Source organism: Aeromonas sp. 95A, from assembly GCF_051919235.1.
Classification (GTDB): Bacteria; Pseudomonadota; Gammaproteobacteria; order Enterobacterales; family Aeromonadaceae; genus Aeromonas; species Aeromonas veronii.
Genome location: NZ_JBQBFC010000001.1, coordinates 3,593,351 through 3,619,775, shown reverse-complemented (window position 1 = coordinate 3,619,775; position 26,425 = coordinate 3,593,351). Strand labels below are relative to the sequence as shown.

At 57.7% G+C, this 26,425-nt stretch carries 24 protein-coding genes and 2 pseudogenes; 10 read left to right on the top strand and 16 right to left on the bottom strand.

All coding sequences use genetic code 11. The annotated features are described in order from the left end of the window. Window positions 1–459: 459 nt before the first annotated feature. Window positions 460–1,482: a hypothetical protein gene (locus tag ACTG2U_RS16575; RefSeq protein ID WP_439974785.1), complete on the top strand. Its 1,023-nt coding sequence runs from the start codon at window positions 460–462 to the stop codon at window positions 1,480–1,482. 30 nt (window positions 1,483–1,512) lie between these two features. Here ACTG2U_RS16575 and ACTG2U_RS16570 read toward each other — a convergent pair whose 3' ends face one another. Beyond that, window positions 1,513–2,430, bottom strand: a complete 918-nt coding sequence (locus ACTG2U_RS16570) for an IS5 family transposase (protein WP_346198352.1) — start codon at window positions 2,428–2,430, stop codon at window positions 1,513–1,515. A gap of 24 nt (window positions 2,431–2,454) precedes the next feature. Between ACTG2U_RS16570 and ACTG2U_RS16565 the strand changes: the two genes are divergently transcribed. From ACTG2U_RS16565 to ACTG2U_RS16535, 7 genes are all read left to right on the top strand, one after another. Then, complete coding sequence (locus tag ACTG2U_RS16565) at window positions 2,455–2,820, top strand: hypothetical protein (RefSeq protein ID WP_439974784.1); 366 nt, start codon at window positions 2,455–2,457, stop codon at window positions 2,818–2,820. A gap of 117 nt (window positions 2,821–2,937) precedes the next feature. Beyond that, window positions 2,938–3,306 carry a hypothetical protein gene (locus ACTG2U_RS16560; RefSeq protein ID WP_439974783.1) on the top strand — a complete coding sequence of 123 codons (369 nt, stop codon included), beginning with the start codon at window positions 2,938–2,940 and terminating at the stop codon, window positions 3,304–3,306. Window positions 3,307–3,333: 27 nt separating this feature from the next. Then, window positions 3,334–4,476 (top strand): IS4-like element ISAs18 family transposase, encoded by a 1,143-nt coding sequence (locus ACTG2U_RS16555; RefSeq protein WP_041204923.1) that lies wholly within the window; start codon window positions 3,334–3,336, stop codon window positions 4,474–4,476. 85 nt (window positions 4,477–4,561) lie between these two features. Continuing rightward, window positions 4,562–5,107, top strand: coding sequence for a hypothetical protein (locus ACTG2U_RS16550; RefSeq protein WP_439974782.1), 546 nt, complete (start codon window positions 4,562–4,564; stop codon window positions 5,105–5,107). Window positions 5,108–5,109: 2 nt separating this feature from the next. Beyond that, a complete protein-coding gene (locus ACTG2U_RS16545) occupies window positions 5,110–5,280 on the top strand; it encodes a hypothetical protein (RefSeq protein WP_439974781.1) in 171 nt (56 codons plus the stop codon). Between the two features lie 329 nt (window positions 5,281–5,609). Further along, window positions 5,610–6,644 (top strand): IS110 family transposase, encoded by a 1,035-nt coding sequence (locus ACTG2U_RS16540; protein ID WP_201035198.1) that lies wholly within the window; start codon window positions 5,610–5,612, stop codon window positions 6,642–6,644. 296 nt (window positions 6,645–6,940) lie between these two features. Continuing rightward, window positions 6,941–8,103 (top strand): IS3 family transposase gene (locus ACTG2U_RS16535; RefSeq protein ID WP_429070639.1). Its coding sequence is split into 2 segments (ribosomal slippage): window positions 6,941–7,196 and window positions 7,196–8,103, totalling 1,164 coding nucleotides; the frame shifts between segments, so codons are not numbered across the junction. A gap of 355 nt (window positions 8,104–8,458) precedes the next feature. Here ACTG2U_RS16535 and cysC read toward each other — a convergent pair. The 15 genes and pseudogenes from cysC to ACTG2U_RS16460 form a co-directional block, all read right to left on the bottom strand. Further along, complete coding sequence (cysC, locus tag ACTG2U_RS16530; protein ID WP_439974780.1) at window positions 8,459–9,049, bottom strand: adenylyl-sulfate kinase; 591 nt, start codon at window positions 9,047–9,049, stop codon at window positions 8,459–8,461. Window positions 9,050–9,187: 138 nt separating this feature from the next. Beyond that, window positions 9,188–10,912: an SLC13 family permease gene (locus ACTG2U_RS16525; RefSeq protein ID WP_040068267.1), complete on the bottom strand. Its 1,725-nt coding sequence runs from the start codon at window positions 10,910–10,912 to the stop codon at window positions 9,188–9,190. Between the two features lie 4 nt (window positions 10,913–10,916). After that, entirely contained in the window at window positions 10,917–12,344 is a 1,428-nt protein-coding gene (gene cysN, locus ACTG2U_RS16520) for a sulfate adenylyltransferase subunit CysN (RefSeq protein WP_439974779.1), read from the bottom strand. A 12-nt stretch (window positions 12,345–12,356) separates the two neighbouring features. After that, window positions 12,357–13,325, bottom strand: a complete 969-nt coding sequence (cysD, locus tag ACTG2U_RS16515) for a sulfate adenylyltransferase subunit CysD (RefSeq protein WP_052200077.1) — start codon at window positions 13,323–13,325, stop codon at window positions 12,357–12,359. Between the two features lie 96 nt (window positions 13,326–13,421). After that, window positions 13,422–14,858, bottom strand: a complete 1,437-nt coding sequence (gene cysG / locus ACTG2U_RS16510; RefSeq protein WP_439974778.1) for a siroheme synthase CysG — start codon at window positions 14,856–14,858, stop codon at window positions 13,422–13,424. 155 nt (window positions 14,859–15,013) lie between these two features. Then, complete coding sequence (nirD, locus tag ACTG2U_RS16505; protein WP_052200078.1) at window positions 15,014–15,358, bottom strand: nitrite reductase small subunit NirD; 345 nt, start codon at window positions 15,356–15,358, stop codon at window positions 15,014–15,016. Beyond that, window positions 15,355–16,053 carry a hypothetical protein gene (locus tag ACTG2U_RS16500; protein ID WP_439965715.1) on the bottom strand — a complete coding sequence of 233 codons (699 nt, stop codon included), beginning with the start codon at window positions 16,051–16,053 and terminating at the stop codon, window positions 15,355–15,357. Before ACTG2U_RS16500 ends, nirD begins: the two co-directional genes overlap by 4 nt. A gap of 6 nt (window positions 16,054–16,059) precedes the next feature. Further along, window positions 16,060–16,260, bottom strand: a pseudogene (locus ACTG2U_RS16495) (hypothetical protein); the annotation flags it as partial. Continuing rightward, window positions 16,197–17,813 (bottom strand): annotated as a pseudogene (gene nirB, locus ACTG2U_RS16490) (nitrite reductase large subunit NirB); the annotation flags it as partial. The pseudogenes ACTG2U_RS16495 and nirB, both read right to left, overlap by 64 nt. A gap of 55 nt (window positions 17,814–17,868) precedes the next feature. Then, complete coding sequence (locus ACTG2U_RS16485; RefSeq protein ID WP_421280691.1) at window positions 17,869–18,696, bottom strand: ABC transporter ATP-binding protein; 828 nt, start codon at window positions 18,694–18,696, stop codon at window positions 17,869–17,871. Window positions 18,697–18,711: 15 nt separating this feature from the next. Then, entirely contained in the window at window positions 18,712–19,641 is a 930-nt protein-coding gene (locus tag ACTG2U_RS16480) for an ABC transporter permease (RefSeq protein ID WP_047439596.1), read from the bottom strand. Window positions 19,642–19,655: 14 nt separating this feature from the next. Beyond that, the gene (locus ACTG2U_RS16475) at window positions 19,656–20,999 is read right to left on the bottom strand and encodes a CmpA/NrtA family ABC transporter substrate-binding protein (protein ID WP_047439598.1); all 1,344 of its coding nucleotides are present in this window, start codon (window positions 20,997–20,999) and stop codon (window positions 19,656–19,658) included. A gap of 355 nt (window positions 21,000–21,354) precedes the next feature. After that, complete coding sequence (locus ACTG2U_RS16470; protein ID WP_323876334.1) at window positions 21,355–21,933, bottom strand: ANTAR domain-containing response regulator; 579 nt, start codon at window positions 21,931–21,933, stop codon at window positions 21,355–21,357. Between the two features lie 110 nt (window positions 21,934–22,043). Then, window positions 22,044–23,330, bottom strand: a complete 1,287-nt coding sequence (locus tag ACTG2U_RS16465) for a nitrate reductase (RefSeq protein WP_439964507.1) — start codon at window positions 23,328–23,330, stop codon at window positions 22,044–22,046. Then, window positions 23,327–24,661, bottom strand: a complete 1,335-nt coding sequence (locus ACTG2U_RS16460) for a molybdopterin-dependent oxidoreductase (protein WP_439964508.1) — start codon at window positions 24,659–24,661, stop codon at window positions 23,327–23,329. The genes ACTG2U_RS16465 and ACTG2U_RS16460 overlap by 4 nt, the downstream gene beginning before the upstream one ends. Window positions 24,662–24,992: 331 nt before the next feature. Here ACTG2U_RS16460 and ACTG2U_RS16455 point away from each other — a divergent pair, with 331 nt between their 5' ends. Continuing rightward, entirely contained in the window at window positions 24,993–25,916 is a 924-nt protein-coding gene (locus ACTG2U_RS16455; RefSeq protein ID WP_047439600.1) for an SPFH domain-containing protein, read from the top strand. Then, window positions 25,913–26,368 carry an NfeD family protein gene (locus tag ACTG2U_RS16450; protein ID WP_005335704.1) on the top strand — a complete coding sequence of 152 codons (456 nt, stop codon included), beginning with the start codon at window positions 25,913–25,915 and terminating at the stop codon, window positions 26,366–26,368. The genes ACTG2U_RS16455 and ACTG2U_RS16450 overlap by 4 nt, the downstream gene beginning before the upstream one ends. Window positions 26,369–26,425: the final 57 nt, after the last annotated feature.

The following is a 26,425-nucleotide window of genomic DNA, read 5'->3' as shown; positions in this document are numbered from 1 at the left end:
AAACCCATTAATGATTAATTTGTTGATCTTGCTCAGGAAACGACCCGCTTGTGCTTTTCACCCCAGCCCCGTTGGGTAACATAGCCGCTTGGCAACCTCTTGCAGGAGTCAGCCATGAGCCAAGCCAGTGCCAAAACGCAGGTAACAAGCAGCAGACTGGAGGCTGGAATTCAGGGGCAGTAGCGTGTTTTTGTAGGCAGGTGAAGAGCGCAGCGACACCCAACAGACGAGATTTTTTTCATACAGTAGTAACAGTGGCATAAATAGATGAGGTCATGCGAATACGCCCAGCACGAGAAAGAAGCGGATAACATCATGATTTAATGATTATTTTTACTTGGCGACAGTGAAAATGTTATGGAGTTATATGGAATGCTCTGCTAACGGATTAGTGCCGCCTTCCATCTAATCACTGTTGGGCATCATATCCAGAATAATTGCCATTAAAAGGAAAATATAATGAACAAAATAGCTGAGGCACTATGTATTTCATTAGATGGATTGGCAAAGCAAGTCACCAATCAATGGCAAGATGATAGAACTTACCTGGAAGCATTCGGCTGGAACTGTCCCGCTTTAACACGGCACGACCTTGCCAGTCTAGCCACACAGCTCGCAACTAAAATTCGCGCATCAGCGCCTGAATCAATTGATGATAATCTTCAGAAAATATTGCAGTTAATTCCAAGCAAAATTGAGCTATTAAAAACACATACACTACCCCAGATGCCAAGCGGGAATGCAGCTCAAGCAGTTCCGGCATACATTAATACGCTTAAGTGGATATCAGATGTAACAGAGCCACTATACGCATGGCAAACTGAAAAAGACCCAAAACTTATGCCCCCACAATTAGCAAAGCGCCTGCGAGCGCTCCGGGCGGAAATAGATCAGATAACAGCCGACAAAGAGCCCCTTGAAGAGCAGATAAAACTTATACAAGAAGCAACTGAGGCGGCCGAGAATCTGCCCACAGACATGAAAGCCCTTTTTGAGGCAAAAGAGAAAGTTCAAAAATATTCCAATGATGCATTAGTATCATTCTCGAAAATAGATGAAAACAAGACGAAATCAAAAGACCTACTAAACGAAATAAATAGTGGAAAAGAAAAAACCGACAAGCTAGTAGAAAAATGCGAGGAAGCCTACAAAATCACAACAACCAAAGGCCTCGCAGCGGCATTTGATAAAAGAGCCTCCTCTCTTTCTATATCCGTGTGGGCATGGGTTGCTGGCCTTTTAGTCGCGCTATATGTTGGCGCAACCATTGGAACCCAAAGAATAGATCACCTAACAAGCGCCTTATCTGATAAAACCAATGTCGGATTAATTTCTCTACATGTAGTTCTATCTCTCTTAAGCATTGGAGCTCCAGTATGGTTTGCTTGGCTCTCCACAAAGCAGATAGGGCAAAGATTCAGACTTGCCGAAGATTATGCGTTTAAGGCTTCTGTTGGGCGTTGTTTCCCAAATCAGCCGTAAGAACGCAGCTTCCCCAGCCCCAAGTGACCGTTACACTTGGGGCTTTCTGACAGGCAGACCAAGGGTGTTCAGTTTGTTTATCGCACTCACATACGCCATTACTTCCCCCACTTGGCCGTTGTATTTCCGCAGACTGATTTTTCCCACCATCAGCTGTTTGAACCGGCACATCGCCGTCTCTGCCAGCGAACGACGGTGATACCCCGATATCTTCTTCCAGTGCGCCAACCCTTCCTTGCGCATCACCAGCACTGCCGCATTTCTCGGGTGTCCCTTTTCCCATAGCCCCGCATTCTTGCGAGGCGGGATACAGGCGGTCCCTCCTTTGCGCGTTATCAGCTGATGGCTGGCTTTGCTGTCATAGGCGCCATCCGCATAAATCCTTCCCAGCTTGCGCCGCAATGGATTGAGCAGGGTCGGCAGCACCTCAGCGTCATGGACATTCTCCAACGACACTTCCGCCGCCACGATATCGTGGCTCGCCGGGTCTACCGCCAGATGCAACTTGCGCCAGACTCGCCGCTTTTCGGCGCCGTGTTTCCTGACTTTCCACTCGCCTTCGCCAAACACCTTCAGGCCAGTTGAGTCGATAACCAGGTCGGTAATCGTCCCTTTAGATGGCTGCCGATACGCCACTTTCACCGTACGGGCCCGCTTGCTGACACCGCTGTAATCGGGGGCGCACAGCGGCACATTCATCAACTCAAACAGGGAGTCGAGTAGCCCTTGGGTGGCTCGCAGGGAGAGGCTGAAAATCCCCTTGAGCATCAAGAAGGTAGAGATGGTCTGGTCGGTGTAGAGCTGGCTACGACCCCGTCGCCCGTGATGGTCGTGGTGGAACCAGTTGTCCATGGCATCTGCATCAACCCAGAAGGTGAGAGAGCCACGGTGGATCAGAGACTTGTTGTATTGAGACCAGTTGGTGATGGGGTGAAGCGACTTGCCCATGATGCAGACTTGAAGGGAATGGTGATGATCAGATCGCCGCGCCCTCAGTTAGTTCCATTCAAGCCGCATCGATTTGGGAAACAACGCCCTTCTGTTGCAAAAGCATACGAGGGATATAGAAAAGAAGCTGAACGAATTGATCCAGAACTTGAGGCTCGTCTATTTAGCTCTGCCCTAGACAGATTGGAGGAGGCTCCATTACGGTTGGTTGAAGATCATCAGCATGGCAGCCCATTGCATGAGTTTGCCAACTCCAGTGCTGTCAAAGAAGCCATGTCATCTGTTCCAGATTTTGCAAATAGAGTTTTAGCAATGGCCGAAGATGGTGTCACCGCCATTAAAAAATCAAGAACAAAATCTAAGTTTGAAGGTGCACAAGAAGCAGAGTGATGCCCAACAAGTCATTCAAGCCGACGCTGCCCAAGGGCGGCGCGGCTTAATTCCAACGTTAGCCGGAAACGATCCACACCTTATGAACTATTAATCGTGAAGAAGGGGATGATATTGATGAAAATTTATAAGAATGGACTTGGGTACCTGGCATTGCTTTTGGTACCGCTTGCATTAGCAGGCTGTATGGCGTCTCTAACTGCATATCCTGAGCGATCATATGATCCCAAGGCAGAAATGGAGGCTATGAAAGCTTATTTGTCTCCTGATGCGGTGACAAAATATACAGCAAGTGAAGATTCTCAACGTAATGGGCTTAGCAAAAGGCAGTGGCGAGATGCAGTGGTGAATGCACGAATTCTTGCAATTAATTTGCATTTCAACGATTTCCAACAAGCATTATTCCAAGAAGGGGTTGGGTTCTTAACCATCCCCTCATATGAGCGAGGCGTGGCGCGGCTTCTGAGGTATGATCGCCATCCTTGACCAGCTAATACCCAACAGACTATCCCCATGTTTAACCACGAACTAATCCTCAACCACATCGACGATATATTTGGACAGGACATGCATGCTAAGCGTGTTCTTTCCCTCGCCAATGCTACCCTCGGGGTTATCGAGTCAGGTTCACTGGCCATCCACGCCATCGGTAGTGGCCTCTCCTTGGCCAACGGTCTCGAACGTAAACATGCGGTTAAACAGGTGGATCGCCTGCTCACTAACACCAAGCTCAATGTCTGGAGCCTCTTTGACGATTGGGTGCCCTATGTGGTCGGTGAACGTACCGAGATCGTAGTCTCCATGGACTGGACCGAATTCGATGCCGATGATCACAGTACCTTGGTTATCAGCCTGCAAACCAACCACGGTCGCAGTACTCCGCTGCTGTGGAAAACCCATCGGAAATCGTTGCTCAAAGGGCAACGCAATGCCCATGAGAAAGAGCTGCTCACCAAGCTCAAGCAGACGTTGCCAGAGGGTATCTTCGTGACGGTAGTAGCTGACCGCGGCTTTGGTTACATGGAGCTGTTCGAACGCCTGGAGCAAGAGCTAGGCTTTGCTTATCTCATTAGATTTAAAGGAAATGTTTTGGTTGGTTACCCTGGTGTAGAGCAGGTTCCAGCTCGGGACTGGCTAACGCCGACCGGGCGCACCCGAACCCTCAAAGCGGTGGAGCTAACTGGGCAGCGACAGCCTGTCGAACGGGTCTATTGTTGTCATAAGAGTGGCATGAAAGACGCGTGGTTTCTGGCCAGTAACCGGACCGACCTGAGCGCCGCCAAGGCGTTGCAACTATACGGCCAGCGCTGGGGTATCGAGACCAGTTTTCGTGATATCAAAGATTACAAATTCGGCATGGGTATGGGAGATGTGCACATCAGTAATCCGGTCCGGCGCGACCGACTGTTTTTATTCAGTGCCCTGGCCATCGTCTTGCTGACGCTGCTGGGTAAGGCTGGAGACAGTGTCGGTCTAGAGAGAACGATCAAGGTCAATACCAGCAAGAGCCGAACCTATTCGTTCTTTCGGCAAGGGGTCATCTATTACCAGTTGTTACCTAAAATGAAAGAAGCCAATGCGGTCTTGTTGATGGATAAATTTATCTACTACCTGAAGCAACACCGCTTATATACCCGCACACTTGGAATTATTTGAGTCTCTAAAAATGAGGGGATCTCTGAGGGTTGGGTTAGGTCTTGCAACAGATTGGGTCACGCTCGCACTAGGGGGGGCGGGCGCCTTGTCTGAGAGTTCCGCGCAGACTTTGTCTGCTATTTCAACAGTAGTGATCGGCGGCAAGGCAGCCTTCGACAAAAATGCATACTTTGATAAAACCATGCCAACCTTACTTGCGACTATGGTGGCAAAAAGAAAGCAAGTGCTAGTGAGAATCAAGGAAGGACTAACAAAAGGGGTTGACGAATACCCACTAGAACTGGCTCTGAGTGATCTTGACACCTACTACAATGCAGGAAGTATTCCCGGCGCACTAATGGAAGTAGCCGAATCGGCAGGGAAAGCGGCAAAAGAGGCGGATAAGAAACTTGAAGAGATACTAGTTGTTTCCCCCGTTCCAGAACCGCTCCAAAAACGTCGAGAAGCGGCGGCGGCTTATGTCAAAAGCTTGAACTCGCCTCAGTTGCGTACGCTTGCCAAGTCCTTGGGCCAAGAAGATCAAGAGGATCATTTGGTTTCAATTCTAACAACAATATCAGCAGCAGAATCGGAATCTAAGTTCGAGCTTATCGCCCAGAAATTGAACATTCTATTTGGGAAAGAGGTATAAACATGAGCAAAAAAACTGTTTACTCTGAAGGCTCGCGTTCTTTGGCAGAGTTTCAGGCTATTGTTCGGCAACAGGAAGGGATATTCGGTCCCCTGAAATCCATAGGACTTAATGGTGACAAGAACTCGATTACATTTGATGTCTCGCAAAGTCCCAGCAATCGAGCTATTTGAGGTATACGAAGCCGACGAACCTCCGGTGAAAGCAGGCCATGAAGTGGTTTGTTTCGGAAACTGCTTGATATTAGGCCAACCCTCAAAAGTGGCGGCCTATCGTGTAAGTTAATTACTTCCCTGGCGCTATGGAACGGCTAACAAGGCCATAACCGGCCCCTAAAACGCTAACGCGTTTTAGGGGCCGGTTATGGGTGGCGTTATGTGTCTTAGGGTAGTCATGAGCCAACACCAGAAATACCTTATTTGTAGTGATGTGATGGACGCCCCCTCCCTGCGCGGTCAGTTTCATACTTAGGCTGACAGCGTTCAACTTGGGGGATCACCACATGAACACGATCAAAGTAGTTGGAATCGATATTGCTAAGTCTGTTTTTCAGGTGTGTGTATGGATGGCTGATGGTTCTGTTGCCTGGAATCGTAAAATATCTCGCCAGAAACTGCTCCACACGTTGCGCCAGTTTCCACCGCAAACACTGATTGCTATGGAAGCTTGCTCAACATCTCATTTCTGGGGACGAGCACTGATATCGATGGGCTATGACGTAAAGCTCATTCCCACACAGCATGTCAAAGCCTTTGCAAGACACCAGAAGAATGATGCCAACGATGCATTAGCTATTTGTGAAACAGCTTGCCGACCAGGGATCCACTTCGTCTCAGTTAAAACTACAGAACAACAAGATATCAAGGCGTTACGTAGTGCTCGCCAGCTCATAGTTGAGCAGCGAACCGCTCTGGCTAACCAACTACGGGCATTACTTGCCGAGTACGGAGTCATTATTCCAGCCGGGTTACAACGCCTGCAACGACAACTGCCAGAAGTGCTTGAAGACGGAGACAATACGATAACCTTCACGCTTCGCCGACTACTGAGCCTGTTACGAGAAGATATGCAGATGCTCACTGAACGGATTGATGTCTTGGATAAGGAACTAGCTGAACTGTCCAGCCAGCAGGTTGCCTATCACCACTTATTGACCATTCCTGGTGTCGGGCCACTGATTGCCGCTGCGGTGGTCAGTGAGGTTGATGCCACCCAGTTTTCCAGCGGCCGTGAGCTTTCTGCTTGGTGTGGCTTAGTCCCTCGACAGCACAGTTCAGGTGGAAAACAACGGCTTTCATCCATGACCAAGAACGGTAATCGTAACTTGAGGACCTTGATCATCCATGGCGCTCGAGCGGTGATGCGTTGTGTGCAAAAACGGGATGACAGTTTAGGGAGATGGGTTAAGGCAATTGAATTGCGGCGTGGCTTCTTGAAAGCCACTGTCGCCCTGGCAAATAAGTTAACTCGGATCATCTGGCGTGTACTAACTGACTCGGTTGATTTCAGTATGAACAGAGCTTTTGCAGGAAGTTAATTTGATATTTGCTTAGAAAATCTACGTTACTGAGTTTGCAGGCACTGATGAAGAAACGGGTACCGTCCTTGTAACAGCCTGAATTAGACCTGGGTATGCATATACCGGTGTAGTGATAAGGAAGCAAGGCTCGGATGACATCATGGCGAGGGAGTTAATCCCATCATAACGCCGGATATATGGTCGCAAACCGTATCAGTTCAGTTCTTGCACAACCCGGGGGCGTCCATATATGGTCTAATCATCCCGGACACCATTTTAGGTGGTACAGTCGCCACCATGACCTGAGGTGTTCAATGACAAGATTACGTCGCTCATTTACTGCCGAATTCAAACTCGAAGCCGCATCCCTGGTGCTCGACCAGGGATATTCTGTCCCTGAAGCCAGCCGTTCACTGGATGTCGGTGAAACCGTACTTCGCCGCTGGGTTCAGCAACTGCAATCCGAACGAACTGGCACAACCCCAATCGGCAAAGCACTGACTCCGGAGCAGCAAAAAATTCAGGAGCTGGAAGCCCGTATCAACCGGCTCGAACGTGAAAAGGACATTCTAAAAAAGGCTACTGCTCTCTTGATGGCGGACGAGTTCACACGTACGCGCTGATAGACCGATTAAGGGAGCAAGCCCCCATCACCTTGGTCTGCTGCGCTTTCGATGTTCCAACATCCTGCTTTTACGACTATCTGGCCCGCAGACGGGCGATTAACCGTGAGCGGATACAGCAACGCAGTGAGTTGCGCCGGTTGTTCAAAGAGAGCAGGAGCTCTGCAGGCAGCCGCGCCTTGATGTCGATGATGCGGGAGTTGGGGTATCAGATTGGTCGATTCAAAGTACGTAACCTGATGAAGGAAGCCGGGCTGGTATCCAAACAGCCGGGCGCTCATCGTTATCAGGTCGCCCAGTCTGAGCGACCGGACATTTCCAATCTGCTGGCTCGCGAATTTGATGTCCAGCAACCCAATCAGGTGTGGTGTGGCGATATCACCTACGTCTGGGCAGGTGGACGCTGGCATTACCTGGCAGCGGTGCTTGACCTGCACACCCGGCGGGTCGTGGGCTGGGCGATGTCTGATAAACCTGATGCAGAATTGGCAATCAAAGCACTGGAGATGGCCTATCAGCAGCGTGGTTGCCCATCCGGTGTGCTATTTCACTCTGACCAGGGCAGCCAATATGGCAGTAGGGCATTTCGGCAACGACTGTGGCGCTATCGCATGACCCAGAGCATGAGTCGGCGTGGCAACTGCTGGGATAATGCCCCGATGGAGCGATTGTTCAGAAGTCTTAAAACGGAGTGGGTTCCGGCTATGGGATACATGAGCGTGCGGGAGGCAAAGCGGGATATCAGTTATTACCTGATGGATTACTACAACTGGCGGCGTCCACATCAATACAATGACGGGATACCGCCAGCAAAAGCCGAGGTTCGGCCTAACCAAGTGTCCGGATTTAGTTGACCACTACAATTGCATCCTTAGCCATTCTTCCCCTCTTAGCATTGGCCGATTTTCTGGAAGCTGGCACATCGAATATCCGAAGCGCAGCCCGTAGGTTCGAATAGCGCAGCGTATTCGGACAATCGCGAATAACCCCGCCGCGATATAAGCAAGGATCGGAAGATCCTTTTGCGGGGTTGCTATCGACCGCCTCGGAGTGGCTCAAGGCTCGCCGGTGCCACTATAAGAAGCTGTATTTATGGGTTTTCCGACAATGACCCAACTTTTGCTTATAGTGGTGGTCGCCAGCCCATAAGCGCCTGTGGTGGCCAACTGACCGGCCGCCGGGCGCTTGTTATAGGTTCTTCCGATCCAACTACAGGTAATTCCCCTGCCGCAGGGCAGTCAACAACTCCCCCACCAGCGCCTCCACCGATTTACCGGCATTCAGCAGATGAATTTCCGGCTGCTCCGGCGCCTCATAGGCGGAGTCGATACCGGTAAAATTCGTGATCTCCCCTGCCCGCGCCTTTTTATAGAGCCCCTTGGGGTCGCGCTCTTCGCAGACGGCGAGCGGCGCATCGACAAACACCTCGACAAACTCCCCTTCGCCCAAGAGGCTGCGCACCAGCGCCCGCTCGGCACGAAACGGCGAGATAAAGGCGGTGAGCACGATCAGGCCCGCATCCACCATCAGTTTCGCCACTTCGCCGACCCGGCGGATATTCTCCTGCCGAGCGGCATCATCGAAACCGAGATCACCGCACAGGCCGTGGCGCACATTGTCCCCATCCAGCAGATAGGTGTGCTTGCCCTCGGCGGCCAGCGCCTGCTCCAGCGCCCCCGCCAGGGTCGATTTGCCCGCACCCGACAGCCCGGTAAACCAGATCACCAGCGGCTTTTGCCCTTTAAGCTCGGCCCGGCTCTGTTTGTCCACGGTATGCTTGTGCCACACGATATTGCTCATCCAACACTCCTTGATTGGCGCTCACGCCTCAAAACTTAAACTGTCCGGCACCACGGGGAGCCGCCTCTGACTATCCGCCGACAGCTTGCTGATGCCATGGTATTGCTCATCCAACCCCCCTTGATTGGCGCTTACGCCTTAAAACGGAAACAGCAGGGGCACCATCACAATCACCCCGAGGCTATAGGCCAGCGAGACCGGCAGGGCCAGCTTGAGGTAGTCCGGCATCTTGTAGTTGCCCGCGGCATAGACCATCAGGTTGGTCTGGTAGCCATAGGGCAGGATAAAGCTGGAGCTCGCCCCGAACAGCACCGCCAGAATAAACGGCATGGTCGAGACATCCATGCTGAGCGCCAGCTGGTAACCCATGGGGAAGGCCAGCGCAGCGGCCGCGTTGTTGCTCATCAGCTCGGTCAGCACCAGCGTAAACAGATAGATACCGATAAAGGCGATGATGGGGCTGGCACCGTTGAACTCCCCCATCAGCCAGTCGGCGATAAGCTTGGCCAGCCCGCTTTTTTCCAGCTGATCGGCGATGGCGAGCGCCCCGCCCACCACCAGCCAGATATCCAGCGGGAAGCGGCGGCGGATCTCGTCCAGGGTCAGAATGCGGGTGAGCAGCAGCGCCACCAGCATCAGCAGCAAGCCCTTGAACAGCGGCACCAGATCAAACACCGAGAGCGCCAACACCCCGAGAAACCCCAGCACCACGGCGGCGCTGCGCTTGCCATCGAGACGGGTGGAGGCTTCCAGCCCGCTCACCACCACAAACTCCCGCCCCAGCGACTTGTTGCGGGCAAACTGGGGGCCGGGGGCCAGCAGCAGGGTATCACCTGCGTGCAGCTCAATCTGGCCGAGGCCACCGGTGAGCTGGGTTTCGCCGCGGCGCACCGCCAGCACCACCGCATCGAAGTGGGTGCGAAATTCGGCATCCTTGATGGTCTGACCCACCAGCCGCGAGCTGTGGCTGACGATCACCTCCACCAGATGCTGGCCGTTGAGGCGGTGCTGGCCGTAGAGATCCAGCCCCTTCATCTCCTGCAATACGCCAACGCTCTCCACATCGCCGCAAAACAGCAGCACATCCCCTTCGTGCAGTTCGTGTTCCGGCTGCACCGGGCAGATCACCTGATCGCCGCGAATGATTTCCGCCAGATAGAGGCTTTTCAGGCTGCGCAGGCCGTTCTCCTTGACGCTGCGCCCCGCCAGCGGCGAACCGGCGCCCACCTTGGCCTCGAGAAAGTAGCCGGATTCGCGGCTCATCTCGGTATCCTGCTCCGGCAGGTGACGGGCAAACAGCAGCACGGCCACCAGACCGGTCAGCAAGGTGCCCGCCCCCACCATAAAGAAGTCGAACATGCCGAGCGGCGGCGCCCCCATCTTGATGAGGAAGCTGTTGACGATAAGGTTGGTGGAGGTGCCGATCAGGGTCAGCACCCCGCCAAAGGTGGCCGCGAAGCACATGGGCAGCAGCAGCCGCGATGGTGCGTGGTTGGGGTTGCGTTTGACCGCTCCCAGCATGGAGGCCACCACGGCGGTGTTGTTGACGAAGGCAGACAGGAAGGCGGTGGAGAACCACACCTTCACCAGCACCTTGTTGAATGAACCCGTGCCCACCAGATTGGCGAACCAGCTCATGATGCGGGTCTTCTCCACCGCCAGCGACACCAGCAGCAACAGCACCAGCGTCAGCAGGGCACTGTTGGTATAACCCGCCACCACGGCATTGATATCCGCCAGCCCGCTCAGGTAGGTGATGAGCACGGCGCCCGAGAAGAGCAGCGCCGGGCGGAGTTTGCCCTGGATCAGCAGGGCCACGAGAGCAGCCAGCAGACCCAGCACCAGGAATTGTTGCCAGGTCATGGGCTTACTCCTTGCTTGTGTCGTTACCGATGGCAAGGGCTTGCCAGTGCGGGAAGTGCTTGCGCACCAGCGCATTGAGCTCGATTTCGAACTCGCTGTAGTGCCCTTTGACTGCCTTGGCTGCCAAGCCTTCCACTATCATGCCGGCGCCGACGGTGACGTTGGTCAGCCGGTCGATCAGGATAAAGCTGCCGGTATCACGGATCTCCTGATACGGGTCGAACGCCACCGGGTCGGTGAGGCTCAGCTCGCACAGGCCGATCTCGTTGAGCTTGAGTTCACTCGCGGGCAACTCATCCAGCTTGTTGATCTCGATGCGGTGGCGGATGGCCTCCACCTGACCGCGACTCTTCTTGGTGGCCAGTTTGACGTCGTAGACCCGGCCCGGTTGCGGGGACTCCTCCCCCATCCAGACGATATGGGCCAGCACATTCTGGGTCACTTGCGGCCGCTTGGCAGCATCCACCAGCAAGTCGCCGCGGCTGATATCGATCTCGTCGGCGAAGGTGACTGTGATGGCCTGACCCGGCAGGGCGTACTCCAGATCGCCGTCGAAGGTGACGATGCGGGTCACAATGCTCTCCTTGCCCGACGGCAGCACCGCAAGCCGGTCGCCCACCCGCAGGATGCCGGAAGCGAGCGTGCCCGCGAAGCCGCGAAAATCGAGGTTCGGGCGGTTAACATACTGCACCGGCAGGCGCACCGGATGGCGCTCCAGCTCGCGCTCCACTTCCGCAGACTCCAGCAGAGCCAGCAGGGTTTCGCCTTCGTACCAGGCCAGCTTGTCGCTTTGGTTGACCACATTGTCACCGTCCAGCGCCGAGACCGGCACGATATGGATGGTGTCGACGCTGAGCTTCTTGGCGAACTCGCGGTAGTCGGCACTGATGCGCTCGAACACCTCCTGACTGAACTCCACCAGATCCATCTTGTTGACCGCCACCACGAACTGCTTGATACCGAGCAGGCTCGCGATAAAGCTGTGGCGGCGGGTCTGATCCAGCACCCCTTTGCGGGCATCGATCAGAATGATGGCCAGATCGCAGGTGGAGGCGCCGGTGGCCATGTTGCGGGTGTACTGCTCGTGGCCCGGGGTATCCGAAATGATAAATTTGCGCTTGGCGGTGGAGAAATAGCGGTAGGCCACATCGATGGTGATGCCCTGCTCGCGCTCCGCTTGCAGGCCGTCGACCAGCAGCGCCAGGTCCAGCTTCTCGCCGGTGGTGCCGAGCTTCTGGCTGTCGGACTCCAGCGCTTTGAGCTGATCTTCATAGATCTGCTGGGAGTCGTGCAGCAGGCGACCGATAAGGGTGCTCTTGCCGTCATCCACGCTGCCGCAGGTGAGAAAACGCAGCAGACTCTTGTGCTGCTGGGCGTGCAGATAGGCTTCGATGCCCTGTTCGGTGATGGCGGTCTGAATATGGCTGTTCATGCTGACGACTCCTTAGAAATATCCCTGACGCTTCTTCTGCTCCATGGAGCCGGCCTGATCGTGGTCAATCAGCCGCCCTTGCCGCTCGCTCGAGGTGGTGAGCAGCATCTCTTCAATAATTTCCGGCAAGGTGGTGGCATCGGATTCGATGGCCCCGGTGAGCGGATAGCAGCCGAGGGTGCGGAAACGCACCAGCTCCTGCTTCACCTCATCCTCGGCGGTCAGCGGCATACGATCGTCATCCACCATGATCTTGATGCCGTTGCGCTCCACCACCGGACGGTAAGCGGCGAAGTAGAGCGGCACTATGTCGATGTTCTCGAGATAGATGTATTGCCAGATATCCAGCTCGGTCCAGTTGGAGAGCGGGAACACCCGGATGCTCTCCCCCTTGTTGACCTGGCTGTTGTAGACCCGCCACAGCTCCGGGCGCTGGTTCTTCGGATCCCAGCGGTGGGACTTGTCACGGAAGGAGTAGACCCGCTCCTTGGCGCGGGACTTCTCCTCGTCGCGACGGGCGCCACCGAAGGCGGCGTCGAAGCCATATTTGTTGAGCGCCTGCTTGAGCCCCTCGGTCTTCATGATGTCAGTGTGCTTGCCGCTACCGTGGACGAAGGGGTTGATGCCCATGGCAAGCCCTTCCGGGTTCTTGTGGACGATGAGATCCAGCCCGTACTTCCTGGCGGTCTCATCGCGGAACTTGATCATCTCCTTGAACTTCCAGTCGGTATCGACGTGGAGCAAGGGAAACGGGATCTTGCCCGGATAGAAGGCCTTGCGGGCCAGGTGCAGCATGACGGAGGAGTCCTTGCCGATGGAGTACATCATCACCGGGTTTTCAAATTCGGCAGCCACCTCGCGGATAATATGGATGCTTTCGGCTTCCAGCTGCTGCAGATGTGTCAATCTTTCACGAGAGACACCTGCATGACTGCTCTCCGCGTTCGGCTGCTGCAAGTGGGTCAATCTTTCACGGTCCATGTTGGTCCTCGGGTCATTGCTTATGCGCCTGCTCGGGGCGCTGGGTGGTTCAGTGCGCGGCCGCATCGGCAGCCGCATCAAATATCTCTTTCTCGGTCAGGCCAGCTGCACCAGCTTGAGGTCGCAGCCATCGAGATCCGGGTTAGCGCGCAGCTGCTCGCCGCTTTTTTCTCCAAACCAGGCGAGCCGCTCGCGCAGTGCCACTACTTCGCCGATGACGATAAGCGACGGGCTCACCGCCTGTTTGGCAAGCTCGGCCAAGTCGGCCAGCGTGCCGGTCAGCACCCGCTGGCGGGATGTGGTGCCGCGCTCGATGATGGCGATGGGGGTGGCTTGGCTTCGGCCGTGATCCACCAGCTGCTGCTGGATATGCTCGGAGCGCATCAGCCCCATGTAGATGACCAGGGTCTGACTGGTGGCGGCGAGCTGCTGCCAGTCGGGCTCCTTGCCATCGATCTGGCAATGACCCGTGATAAAGACAGCGCTCTGGGCGTAATCACGATGAGTGAGCGGAATACCTGCATAGGCGGTGGCACCGGCGGCGGCCGTGATGCCGGGCACCATCGAGAAGGGGATGCCTTCGTCGGCCAGCACTTCCAGCTCCTCGCCACCCCGGCCAAACATAAAGGGATCGCCCCCTTTCAGCCGCACCACCCGGTTGCCCGCCTTGGCGTATTCCACCAGCAGGCGATTGGTCTCCTCCTGCGGCACGCTGTGGGCACCCGCCTTCTTGCCAACTGACACCAGAGTGGCGTCGCGGCGCACCAGATCGAGGATCTCGGCGGAGACCAGCTGGTCGTAGAGCACCACTTCAGCCTGTTGAATCTGTTGCAGCGCCTTGAGGGTCAAGAGGCCCGGATCGCCGGGGCCCGCGCCGACCAAGACCACCTCGCCCACTTCGCTTTTCGCCTGATCGAGGCCATCGCTCAGCCACTGCTCGGCACCTTGCCAATCTTCTTTCTCAATCAGGCTGGCGAGGGTGTTGGAAGCAAAGGCGCGCTCCCAGAAGCGGCGGCGATCGGAAATCGAGGAGAGCACCTGCTTGGCCTTGTCACGGACCCGGCCGGATAGCTCGGTCAGCCCGCCGAGATGGCGCGGCAGCAGGCTCTCCAGCCGCTCGCGCAAGAGGCGCACCAGCACCGGCGCCTTGCCGCCGCTGGAGACCGCCACCATCAGCGGCGAGCGATCGATAATCGAGGGGAAGATAAAACTGGAACGCTTGGGGTCATCCACCACGTTGACGAACAGACCCAGCTGATTGGCACTTTGATAAACCAGTGCGTTGACTTCGAGATTGTCGGTCGCCGCTACCACCAAAATCTGGCCTGCGAGATGGGCCGGAGTGAAGCGCTCCGCCAGATGGCTGAAACGCCCGGTGAATTCCGCAAATTCCGGTTCAAGCTTCGGGGAGACCAGGGTCAGCCGGGCACCGGCCGCCAGCAGCAGGCGCGCCTTGCGCAGGGCAACCTCGCCCCCGCCCACCAGCAGTATCGGGCGGCCTTCCAACTTGGCAAACATCGGCAAATAATCCATTTTGCACCTCTCCATACCTGATGAGCGCACTCTAGCGGGGCGCCAGCGCGCAACAAAATAATAAAGAACGTTCATTTAGAACTATAAGGAATATAAGAGAGCAGCCAGCGGCCGCTAAGAGCAGGCGCCCCAAGGGGCTGGGGCGCCTGAGGGGATCACGTCAAGTCAGGCTGGGCCAGCCAGACCTGCCCCTCCTCGATCTTGATAGGCCAAGGCCGCAGCCCCAGCGCAGGGTTATCGAGGCAGCGGCCATCGCGCAGCGAATAGCGCTGCTTATAAAGGGGCGAGGCGACCATAGGCTCCCCCTGGCAGTCACCCACCAAGCCGGAGTCCATCACCGCCACCCCCGCCACCGGGTCCATCCCGTCGAGGGCATAGATCTCGCCACCACAGCGAAACAGTGCGACCACGCGATCGGCCACCCGCAGGCTGCGTCCCACGCCCTCCTCCAGCTGCGTCAATTCACAGGCGGGCAGCCACGCCATACCGGATGTCGTCATACCACCTCCTTGATCTCGGGCACCCACTGACCACGGATCTCATGGCGCGGCGGGGTGATCTCCTCTGGTTGATTCAGATGGGCCTCAAACAGCCGCAGCTTGTCGGGATCGGCCAACGTGGCCTTCCATTCACACTCCCAACTACCCACCACGGCCGCCATGGCCGATTCCAACTCGCCCCCGATACCGAGTCGGTCCTCGATGATGACGGACTTGAGGTAGTCGAGCCCTCCTTCCATGCCTTCCAGCCAGACCGAGGTGCGCTGCAAGCGATCCCCGGTACGCACATAAAACATCAGCAAACGGTCGATGTAGCGGATCAGGGTCTGGTCATCCAGATCGGTGGCAAACAGGTCAGCATGACGCGGGCGCATGCCGCCATTGCCACAGACATAGAGATTCCAGCCCCGCTCGGTGGCAATCACACCGATATCCTTGCTTTGGGCCTCGGCACACTCACGGGTACAGCCGGAGACGGCAAACTTCAGCTTATGGGGTGCTCGCAACCCCTTGTAGCGGTGCTCCAACTGCTGGGCCATCGCCAGCGAATCCTGTACCCCGTAGCGGCACCAGGTGGACCCCACGCATGACTTCACGGTACGCACCGACTTGCCATAGGCTTGGCCGGTCTCGAAGCCCGCCGCCACCAGGTCACGCCAGATCGCCGGTAACTGATCGCGCCGAGCCCCCAACATGTCGATCCGCTGGCCGCCAGTGATCTTGGTAAAGAGCCCGTAACGCTCGGCGATCTCCCCAAGGGTGATGAGCCCGCGCGGGGTAATTTCCCCCCTGCAATCCGTGGCACCACCGAATAGGTACCATCTCGCTGGATGTTGGCGAGGAAACGATCGTTGCTGTCTTGCAGCGCCCGATGCGGCTTCTCTAACACGTGTTCGTTCCATAGCGAGGCGAGGATGGAGGCGATCACCGGCTTGCACACCTCGCAGCCAAGCCCCTGACCATGGCGAGTCAGCAGCGTGTCAAAGTCGCGGATCTGCTCGACCCGGATCAGATGGCACAACTCTTGACGGCTGAAGGCAAAGTGTTCGCACAAATGATTGTCGGTCTCGACCCCGAGCTCGCTCAGGGTCTGATCCAGCACCTGTTTAAGCAGGTTACTGCACCCCCCGCAGCCGGTGCCGGCGCGGGTCACGGCCTTGATCTGACCCAGCTCGTGATGCCCGGCCCGAACCGCCGCTGCCACGGCCCCCTTGCTCACGTTATGGCAGGAGCAGAGGGTTGCGCTCTCTGGCAAGGTCAGCGGTGCGGCCACCGTATCCCCCTCACCAGTGAGCAACGCCAATAGCGGGGTGGGCAAGGGCATCCCTTGCTGGTAGTAGGTGAGCAACCGATCGTAGTCGGCCCCATCCCCCACCAGGATGGCCCCCAACAACCGCTCACCCTGCTCATCAACCACCAGTTTTTTGTAGACCCCTGTGCTTCGGTCAAGCAGCAACAGCGACTGGGCGCCTGCGGTCACCCCCTGACCATCACCGATGGCCCCCACATCCACCCCCATCAACTTGAGCTTGGTAGACATGTCAGCGCCATTGAAACGGCTCTCGCCACCACACAGGGTGGCCACGGCGGCACGAGCCATCTGATAGCCGGGAGCAACCAGACCAAAGATCCGCCCCTGCCACAACGCACATTCACCAATGGCCAGAATGGCCGGATCCGAGCACTGGCACTGCTCATCAATGACGATACCGCCGCGCTCACCCACCGCCAGCCCGGCACCGCGCGCCAGACTATCGGCCGGACGGATCCCGGCCGAGAAGAGCAGCACGTCGCACTCCAGGTGCCCGCCATCGGCAAACACCAACCGGTGGCGAGCCTGCTCACCATCGACGATACGCTCGGTCACCTTGCCCAAGTGCGCTTCTACGCCGAGCGCGGCAATCTTGCTGGCCAGCAACTCTCCCCCCAGCTCATCGAGCTGAACCGGCATCAGGCGAAGCGCAAACTCCACCACATGAGTTTGCAGACCGAGCAGGCGCAAGGCATTGGCCGCCTCCAACCCGAGCAGTCCACCACCGATCACCACCCCGCTGCGCGCATGGGCACAGGCTTCGCGGATCGCAATCAGATCATCGAGAGTGCGATAGACAAAGCAGTGGCTACGATCTCGTCCCGGGATCGGTGGCACAAAGGGCATCGACCCCGTGGCCAGCACCAGACGGTCATAACCAATAGCCTCCCCATTACTCAACTGCACCAGACCCGCTTGCCGATCGATCACCTCCACGCTCGCCCCCAGACGCAGGGGGATGCCCTGATCGTGATACCAGCCCGGATCCGCCAACCGCAGCGCCTCGGGGGCTCTGCCACCAAACACCTCGGAGAGGTGGACCCGGTCATATGCCGGATCTGGCTCCGCCCCCAGCACATTCAACTCGAACTGTGCCAACCCGCCGGCCGCCACCAGTTGCTCCACAAAGTGGTGGCCGACCATACCGTTGCCCACTACCACCAATCGCTGTTTGTTCATCCCTGTACTCCTTACTCTCTCACGCCCGCAACTTGCCGGCCTGTGGCTTGCTCTCTTCCCCTTTGAGCGGGGTGACCTTGCGCTGTTTTTCATACAAAAAACGCAGCACCTGCTGGCGTAGCCTGTGGTAGTGATGATCGTCGGCCAGCGCCACCCGATCCCGCGGCCGGGGCAGCGACACCGTCAATACCTCACCGATAGTGGCGCTGGGGCCGTTGGTCAGCATCACGATACGATCCGACAACAACACTGCCTCATCCACATCGTGGGTCACCATCAGCACCGTCGTACCGAGCCTGGCCTGAATGGCCATCAAGGCATCTTGCAGATGCGCCCGGGTCAACGCATCGAGCGCGCCAAACGGCTCATCCATCAACAGCACCTTGGGGCTGAGTGACAACGCGCGGGCAATGCCAACCCGCTGCTTCATCCCCCCCGATATTTCGTGTGGCATCTTGTCGGCGGCATGATCCATCTGTACCAGAGAGAGAAACTCCATCACCCGCTCACTCACCCGGCCCCGACCCGACTCGACCTGGCGCACCGCCAGGGCGACGTTCTCGAACACCGAGAGCCAGGGCAACAGCGCATGGTGTTGAAAAACCATGGCTCGCTCCGGGCCAGGCCCACGGACTTCGCGACCGGCCAGAATGACCCCGCCACAACTCGGCTCGCACAGCCCGGCCACCAGGTTTAGCAAGGTACTCTTGCCGCATCCCGAATGACCGATGAGGGAGATGAATTCCCCCTGTTCGATGCGCAAGTTGACATTGGCCAGCGCCTCGAAGTAACCACGCTCGGTGGTGAACCCCACCCCCATGTTGCTCAATTGCAAGAATGCGCTCATCCCTTATCCCTCTTGTTAGCGCAGCTCGGCGCGTTTATCCCACGACCAGCGCAACTGCAGCGACAGCATCAGTCGATCAAGACCGCATCCAATAAGTCCTATGGTGAGCACCGCCACCATGATGCGTGCCAGCGAGCTGGCACCGCCGCTTTGAAACTCATCCCATACGAATTTGCCGAGCCCCGGATTCTGCGCCAGCATCTCGGCGGCAATCAGCACCATCCAGGCCACCCCGAGCGAGAGCCGCAAACCGGTGAAGATCATCGGCAAGGCGCTCGGCAGCACGATACGGCGCACATGGGTAGGCCAGGAGAGACACAACACCCGGCTGACATTCCCCAGATCCGGATCCAGCGTGCTGACCCCGACCGCGGTATTGATCAGGGTTGGCCACAGCGAACAGAGCGCCACCGTCACCGCCGAAACGATGAACGACTTGGCAAACAGCGGATCGCTACTGACGTAGAGGGCACTCACCACCAGGGTGATCAGCGGCAGCCATGCCAGTGGGGAGATAGGTTTTAGCACCTGTACCAGTGGATTGATGGCCTGATAAAGCCGCGGATTCATCCCCAGCAGGATGCCAAACGGCACGGCCAGTAGGCTGGCCAGACCAAAACCGAGCAACACGGTGCGCAAGCTGGTCAATACCTGATCGATGAAGGTGGGTCGCCCGGTGTAGGGCACGATGCGCACCTTGGCGGCAGGATCGATCGCCAACCGCTCGGCATTGCGCTGAGCCTGACGCGCCAGAAATGCGCGCTCACGCTCCCGCTCGGCCACAAATTCCTCACCAAGCCGTCCCGCCTGACTCAGCGTCGCAACTGGCCCCGGCAGGGCCCCCAGGGAGGTGTTGACATGGCCAGCCCCCCACTGCCATAGCAGCAGAAACAGTGCACAACCCAGCAAGGGCAAGCCCAGACGTTTGCAAATATTGAGATTCATAGGATGCTCCTTGGTTACTCTGCCCGCTCATCGCCCTTGAGGCCGATGGGGAACTGCGCGAGATAGGCGTTGGGTTGGCGCCCGTCAAAGGTGATGCCGTCGATAAAACCGGCATCCGGTGCCCGATAGCCACTCTCATGAGCAAAATCGACAAAGTCGGCAGCCTTGAACTTGCCCTCGGCAATCAGTGCTTCGGCAGCCTGGCGGTAGACATCGGGTCGATAAACAGCCCGAGCGACCGCGTCGTACCAGCTATCTGGCTTGGCGGTGGGGATCTGACCCCAGCGACGCATCTGGGTCAAAAACCAGACCGCATCCGAGTAGAAGGGGTAGCTGGCGTGTTGCCGGAAAAAGAGGGTAAAGTCGGGGGCCTGACGCACATCCTCCTTGCTGTAGCGGAAGGTGCCGATCATTGAACTGGCGATCACCTGCTCATCCGCGCCTACATAGTCGGGACGCGCCAGCAGACGGGCCGCTTCAGGCCGATTGCGGTTATGTTGCTCATCCAGCCAGTAGGCCGCCCGCAGCAGGGCCTTGACCATTCGCACATGGGTATTGGGATACTGTTCGGCGAAGGTCCGGGTGACCCCCAATACCTTCTCGGGATTGGCGTGCCAAATCTCGCTATCGGTAATCACCGGTCTGCCAATCCCCTTGGCCAGTGCCTGCTGATTCCACGGTTCGCCCACGCAGTACCCCTTGATAGTGCCTGCCTCCAACGTGGCTGGCATCTGGGGAGGAGGGGTCACCGAGAGCAACACATCGGCCTTGAGCTGACCCGAGTTATCACCTCGCTCCGGGGCGTAAAACCCCGGGTGCAGCCCACCGGCAGCCAACCAGTAGCGCAGCTCATAGTTGTGGGGAGAGACCGGAAATACCATGCCCATGTTGAACGGCTTGCCATCACGGCGCGACTGCTCCACGGCGGGCTGCAATGCAGCAGCGCTGATCGGTCCCGTATGGTTGACCAGGGCCGGTTGCATCTGTTCCCAGACCGAATTGGCCACTGTGATGGCGTTACCGTTGCGATCCAGTGACAGAGCGGTCACCAGCTCGGCCTTGGTGCCAATACCGATATGGGCGGCCAGTGGTTGACCTGCCAGCATGTGCGCGCCATCCAACTCGCCACCGATCACCCGATCCAGCAAGACTTTCCAGTTGGCTTGGGCCTCCAGGGTCACATAGAGCCCTTCGTCCTCGAAATAGCCCCGCTCGTAGGCGACTGCCAGCGGCGCCATGTCAGTCAGCTTGATAAACCCGAGCCGCAGTGTCTCTTTTTCCGGCTCACCCACTTGTGCCTGTGCGGCGGCCCCCAACAAGACGGCGCCACAGAGCGCCCCCCATTTGATCATGCTCATCACGTCTCTCCCTGTGTGAAGCGGATCCAGCAAACGGCGCCATTGCCATTGGCTGAGCCACAAAAAAAACGCCTCACCGATCGGGTGATCGGTGAGGCGACAGTGCCTGTTACCTGACATCGTCAGGTCAATGTGTGCCGCAATCACAACGCCATGGATGGCGACTGCGGCTAATGCGTTATCACTTCATGTCTTTATTGCTATTCACTGCTATTCACATTGCATGCCAGTTTATGTGATCCCGAGCACAGAGGTGCCACACCTGCCTTTCAGGCTTCCCCCCTCACCACCCGAGCCATCCGTTGCGCCAATTCGGGTCGCTGCTGCACCAGTTTGGCCAGACAGCTCGAGCAAGTTAGTCCGCCAGTAGCTGCAACAGCTGACGAGCCAGAACGCCGATACGCTTGCCCTGATCCATTGCGGTTTTGCGCAACAACTGATAGGCCGCCTCTTCACTCAGCGCCTGGCGCTGCATCAACTGCCCTTTCGCTTGCTCCACCCAGCGGCGCTCCTCCAGTTGTTGCTGCAGATTTTGCTCCCGCCGCACCCCGTCCCCCAATACCATTTGCAGCTGGCGAGCCAGTGTCAGCCAGGATTCGATTCGCTCCTGCTCACCGCAATCATGGGGCACCAACCACACCCCCTTTGCCAACAGTACCTCCTGCTCCGCCACGCTCAGACGACTACAAAACAGCACTTTGGCCAAGGCGGGCCGCTCGATAAGTCCGATACGGATCTCGGCACTCAAGCGGCGGCAACTGATCAGAAGCCCATCGGCGGCCTCGCCTTCCGCCACCAAAGCGCGGCGATCGAGGATCCGGGTTCGATGACCATAATGGCTGCCAAGGACAGCCAACCGATTGGCCTGCTGCGGATCATCGGCATGGATCAACAGTAGGGAGCGGCTCACACCGCCGGGAGAGGTGAGGAACATGATGATCTCTTCCATGAGACTGAGTTGTGCCAACTCAGGCAATCTGAAAGCCAACTTGTTGAATATACCTCCTTTTTATCCATCAAGAGGTATCAGGGGTAGTTCAGGTATTATGTCTGCCGAGTGGCCAGCAAACGTGCAACTTCCGGCAGACAAGTCCCGCAATTGCTGCCGCATCCCAGCAGTGCCTGCAAGCCTGCCACCTCATTCACCCCCTGCCGGGTGATCGCCTCCAGAATCTGATGCTCGCTCACGCGCAGACAGGAACAGACCTGTCGACTGGTGCCCGCCAGTGCCTGATCCAGGGTAGAGACAAGCGCATCGGCTTGCAGTGGCGCACCAAGCAGACTGGCCAGCCCATCGATCCTGACCGATTGGGGGGTCGGCGTGACCAACAGCAAGCTGACTATGCGCCCTTGTAGCAACTCGATCGCCAGCCACCCCTGCGGTTGTGGCACTCGCAGCCAGTTCCCCCCGGCACAGAGGCGACACCACACCTGCTCGGCTGTCTCGTGCCAATCAGCCAACCACTGACAAACACGCTTGCCACTGCTTCCCCTCAGGGTGCGCAGGGCCCACCAGGAGACGGGGTGCGCAAAGCGGTGCTCCGCCAACCACAACCCCTGCCAGCACAATGGCTGGCGCACTACCCTGACCTGCGTCTGCTTGAAAGCAGGCTGCCCCGACAGCGGATCGAGCCGGGCTGACACCAGCCGGTTGACACCCGCCCCCTGGCTGTAGACCTCGCTCCAGTGCATCGGTAAAAAGGCCTCCCCTTCTCGCAGCCCCTCATCACGGGAGGCCAGTGCAAGGCTCTCCCCCTGCTGGCTGCGGATCCGCAGCAAGGAGCCTGGCTCGGCTCCCAGCGCCAGCAGGCTGGCCGGCCCCAATCGCAGAGATGGCCAGGGTTCAGCCTCCTGCAATCGTGCCACATGACCCGTACGCGTCATGGTGTGCCACTGATCCCGCAACCGCCCAGAGTTGAGCAACAAGGCCACGCCCTCACCCGTCGGAGATGCCGGGCTCTCGCTCTGCGGCGCAGCCACTACCAGCCGGGCACGACCATCCGGAGTGGCAAAACGCCCATCGGAAAACAGTCGATCACAGCCGGTCGGATTGGCGCCATTAACGGGCCAGCGGATGGGTGATAATGCCTCAAACTGAGTGCGATCCAGCGTGGCCAAGCCGGAGATATCGAACTGGCGCGATCCGTCGTTCTCAAAGCCCGACAAGGCGGCATGTTCACAGAAAATTTGCTGCTCATGCTCATAGGGAAACGCGTCGGCAAAGCCCAACCGACGCGCCACCTGTGTTAATGTCCACCAGTCGGGACGAGCCTCTCCGGGGGCAGCCAAAAATGCGCGCTGCCGGCTGATGGTGCGATCCGAATTGGTCACTGTCCCCCCTTCTCCCCCCAGGCGGCTGCCGGCAATAACAGATGGGCCAGACGGGCGGTGTCGGTTGCCGCCGTCACATCGGATACCACCAATAGCTCACAACGCCGCAGCGCGTCACATACCCGTAGCGAATCAGGCAACGAAACCGCTGGATTGGTGCCAATCACCCAGAGCGCCCGGATCTCACCACGATGAAGTGCCTCAAACAACGCCACCGCCTTATGACCCGGACCACTGACAAGCTGCGGCGCCCCCCAGAACCGAGCCAGACGATCGCGGCTTGCCTCATCAAATCCCATGTGGGCCGCCAGCTGAGTAGCCAGCCCCCCCACTTCGCGCCCCCCCATCGCGTTGGGCTGACCCGTCATGGAAAAAGGAGCCGCTCCCGGTTTACCGATGCGCCCGGTCAACAAATGGGCATTGATGATACAGCCAGCCTGATCGACGCCCTGTTCCGATTGATTGATCCCCTGACAAAACAGGGTAACGGTGCGCGCATTGGCCGCAAACAGCCTGTAGAAGCCCAGCAGATCCGAGAGTGGCAGATCGCAACTGGCTGCCACCGCCTCTGGGCGCCAGCAGGCGTGATCCAGTTCACTGGCCAGTTCAGCAAAACCAGCCACATGCCGGGCAACATACTCCTGATCCCAACCACCGCTATCAAGCAGGTAACGGCAAAGGCCGTTCCACAGGGCTACATCACTGCCCGGGCGCAGCGGCAGGTGCAGATCCCCTTGGCTGGCCGTCATGGTCTCCCGCGGATCGAGCACCACCAACTTCATGCCGGGGCGCTGTACCCGGGCCTGCTGCAAACGCCGAAACAGCACTGGATGGGTCCAAGCCGTATTCGCACCGGTCAGCACCACCAGATCGGCGAGCTCGAGATCTTCATAGCACGCCGGCACCAGATCTTCGCCAAACGCACGCTGATGGGCCACCACCGCCGATGACATACAGAGCCGTGAATTGGTATCGACATGGGGTGAGCCGATAAACCCTTTCATCAATTTGTTGGCCACGTAATAATCTTCGGTGGTGAGCTGACCAGATAAATAGATCGCCACACTCTGCGGGCCGGACTCCGAGATGATGCGATCCAGTTCGCCCGCCAACCGATCGAGCGCACGATCCCAATCCAACTGCTCGCCATGCCAACGGGGGTAGAGCAAACGTTCGGGAAAATCGAGGCTGTCGATAAGGCTGCTCCCCTTGATGCAGAGTGCCCCCTTGTTGGCGGGGTGGGTAGCGTCACCACTTAACTGCCACCCCGTGTCACTCTGCTCCAGACTAACCCCGCATCCTACCCCACAATATGCGCACACACTCTTCATGCTGTTTATCCCCCAGCGCCGCCAGTAAAAAAGGCGCCAGCCCCTTGCGGAGCTGACGCCTGCGTCATGCCACTGCCAATTTGTTTGTATCTATACCCTTGCGGCTGCACAGTGGCAACCGGTATACCCTGCGGTAAAGTGATTTATAGCAAGGATTGCGCCAACTTTCCCACCGTTACAGCGCCAGCAGCAGCTCACCGCAATGCATTCGCTAGCCCCCGTTCTGGTGCACACGCCCTGTTTTGGGGCCACAGAGGATCAAGACAAGGACTCATGGTGATCTGAGGACACCGAGTGTAGTCTATCGATACACCGAACATGGAGAAGCACGATGAATGAATCACTGATTGTCTTGGGATTTTTCGTATTCCTGGTGATCGCCACCTTGGCGGCCGGAGTCAAGATAGTGCCCCAGGGCTACAACTGGACGGTAGAACGCTTTGGTCGCTACACCCGCACCCTCTCACCCGGTCTCAATCTGCTGATCCCCTATGTGGATCGGGTCGGTCACAAGATCATCATGATGGAGCAGGTGCTGGACATCCCGGCGCAAGAGGTGATCTCCCGCGACAACGCCAACGTCACCATCGACGCCATCAGCTTTGTGCAGGTAGTGGATGCCCGCAAAGCGGGTTATGAGGTCAACGATCTCACCAGCGCCATCCGCAATCTCACCATGACCAATATGCGCACCGTGCTCGGTGCCATGGAGCTGGACGAGATGCTCTCCCAGCGCGACACCATCAACGAGAAGCTGTTGCGCACCATGGATGCCGCTACCGCCCCCTGGGGTATCAAAGTGACCCGCATCGAGATTAAAGATGTGCGCCCGCCGCTGGCACTGGTCGAGGCGATGAACGCCCAGATGAAGGCCGAGCGTCAGAAACGGGCCGAGGTGCTGGAGGCCGAAGGGGTGCGCCAGTCCAAAATCCTGAAAGCGGAAGGTGAGAAGCAGTCCCAGATCCTCAAAGCCGAAGGTGAGCGTCAGGCCGCCTTCCTCGCCGCCGAAGCACGGGAGCGGGCAGCCGAGGCGGAAGCCAAGGCGACTCATATGGTCTCCCAGGCAATTGCGGAAGGAGACCTGCAGGCCATCAACTACTTCGTGGCCCAGAAATATACCGAGGCACTGGCCCGCATCGGTGAAGGCCCCAACAGCAAGATCATCATGATGCCGCTGGAAGCGGGCAGCCTGATTGGCTCGGTGGCTGGCATGGCCGAGCTGTTCAACAAAGATGGCAAGGGCAGCAAGTCATGACAGCCCTGTTAGAGGGGCTGACCCATTGGCACTGGCTGGGGCTCGGCTTCATTCTGCTGGCCATCGAGGTGCTCGGCTCGGTGGGCTTTTTGCTCTGGACCGGCATCGCCGCGCTGGAAGTGGGCCTGCTGCTGCTGATCTGGCCCTTTGGCTGGCAGGCGCAGTTGCTGCTGTTTGCGGTGCAATCCCTGCTCACCACCTGGGCCTGGTGGCGCTGGCAGCACCAGCGCGATAACTCGGGTCAGGATGCCGCCAGCACCATCAACGAGCGGATGCAGAGCTATATGGGCCGCGAGCTGACCCTGCTGGATGATGTGACTCAGGGCACCAGTCGGGTGCATCTGGACGACACGGTCTGGACGGTGCGCTGCGACGAGTCGCTGCCTGCGGGCAGCAAGGTCAGGGTGGTCGGGGCCGACTCCCACATCCTGCTGGTTGAACCCCGCAACTGACGCAACTCTGCCGTCGAGTCATAAAAAAGCCCGCGATCGCTCGCGGGCTTTTGTCTC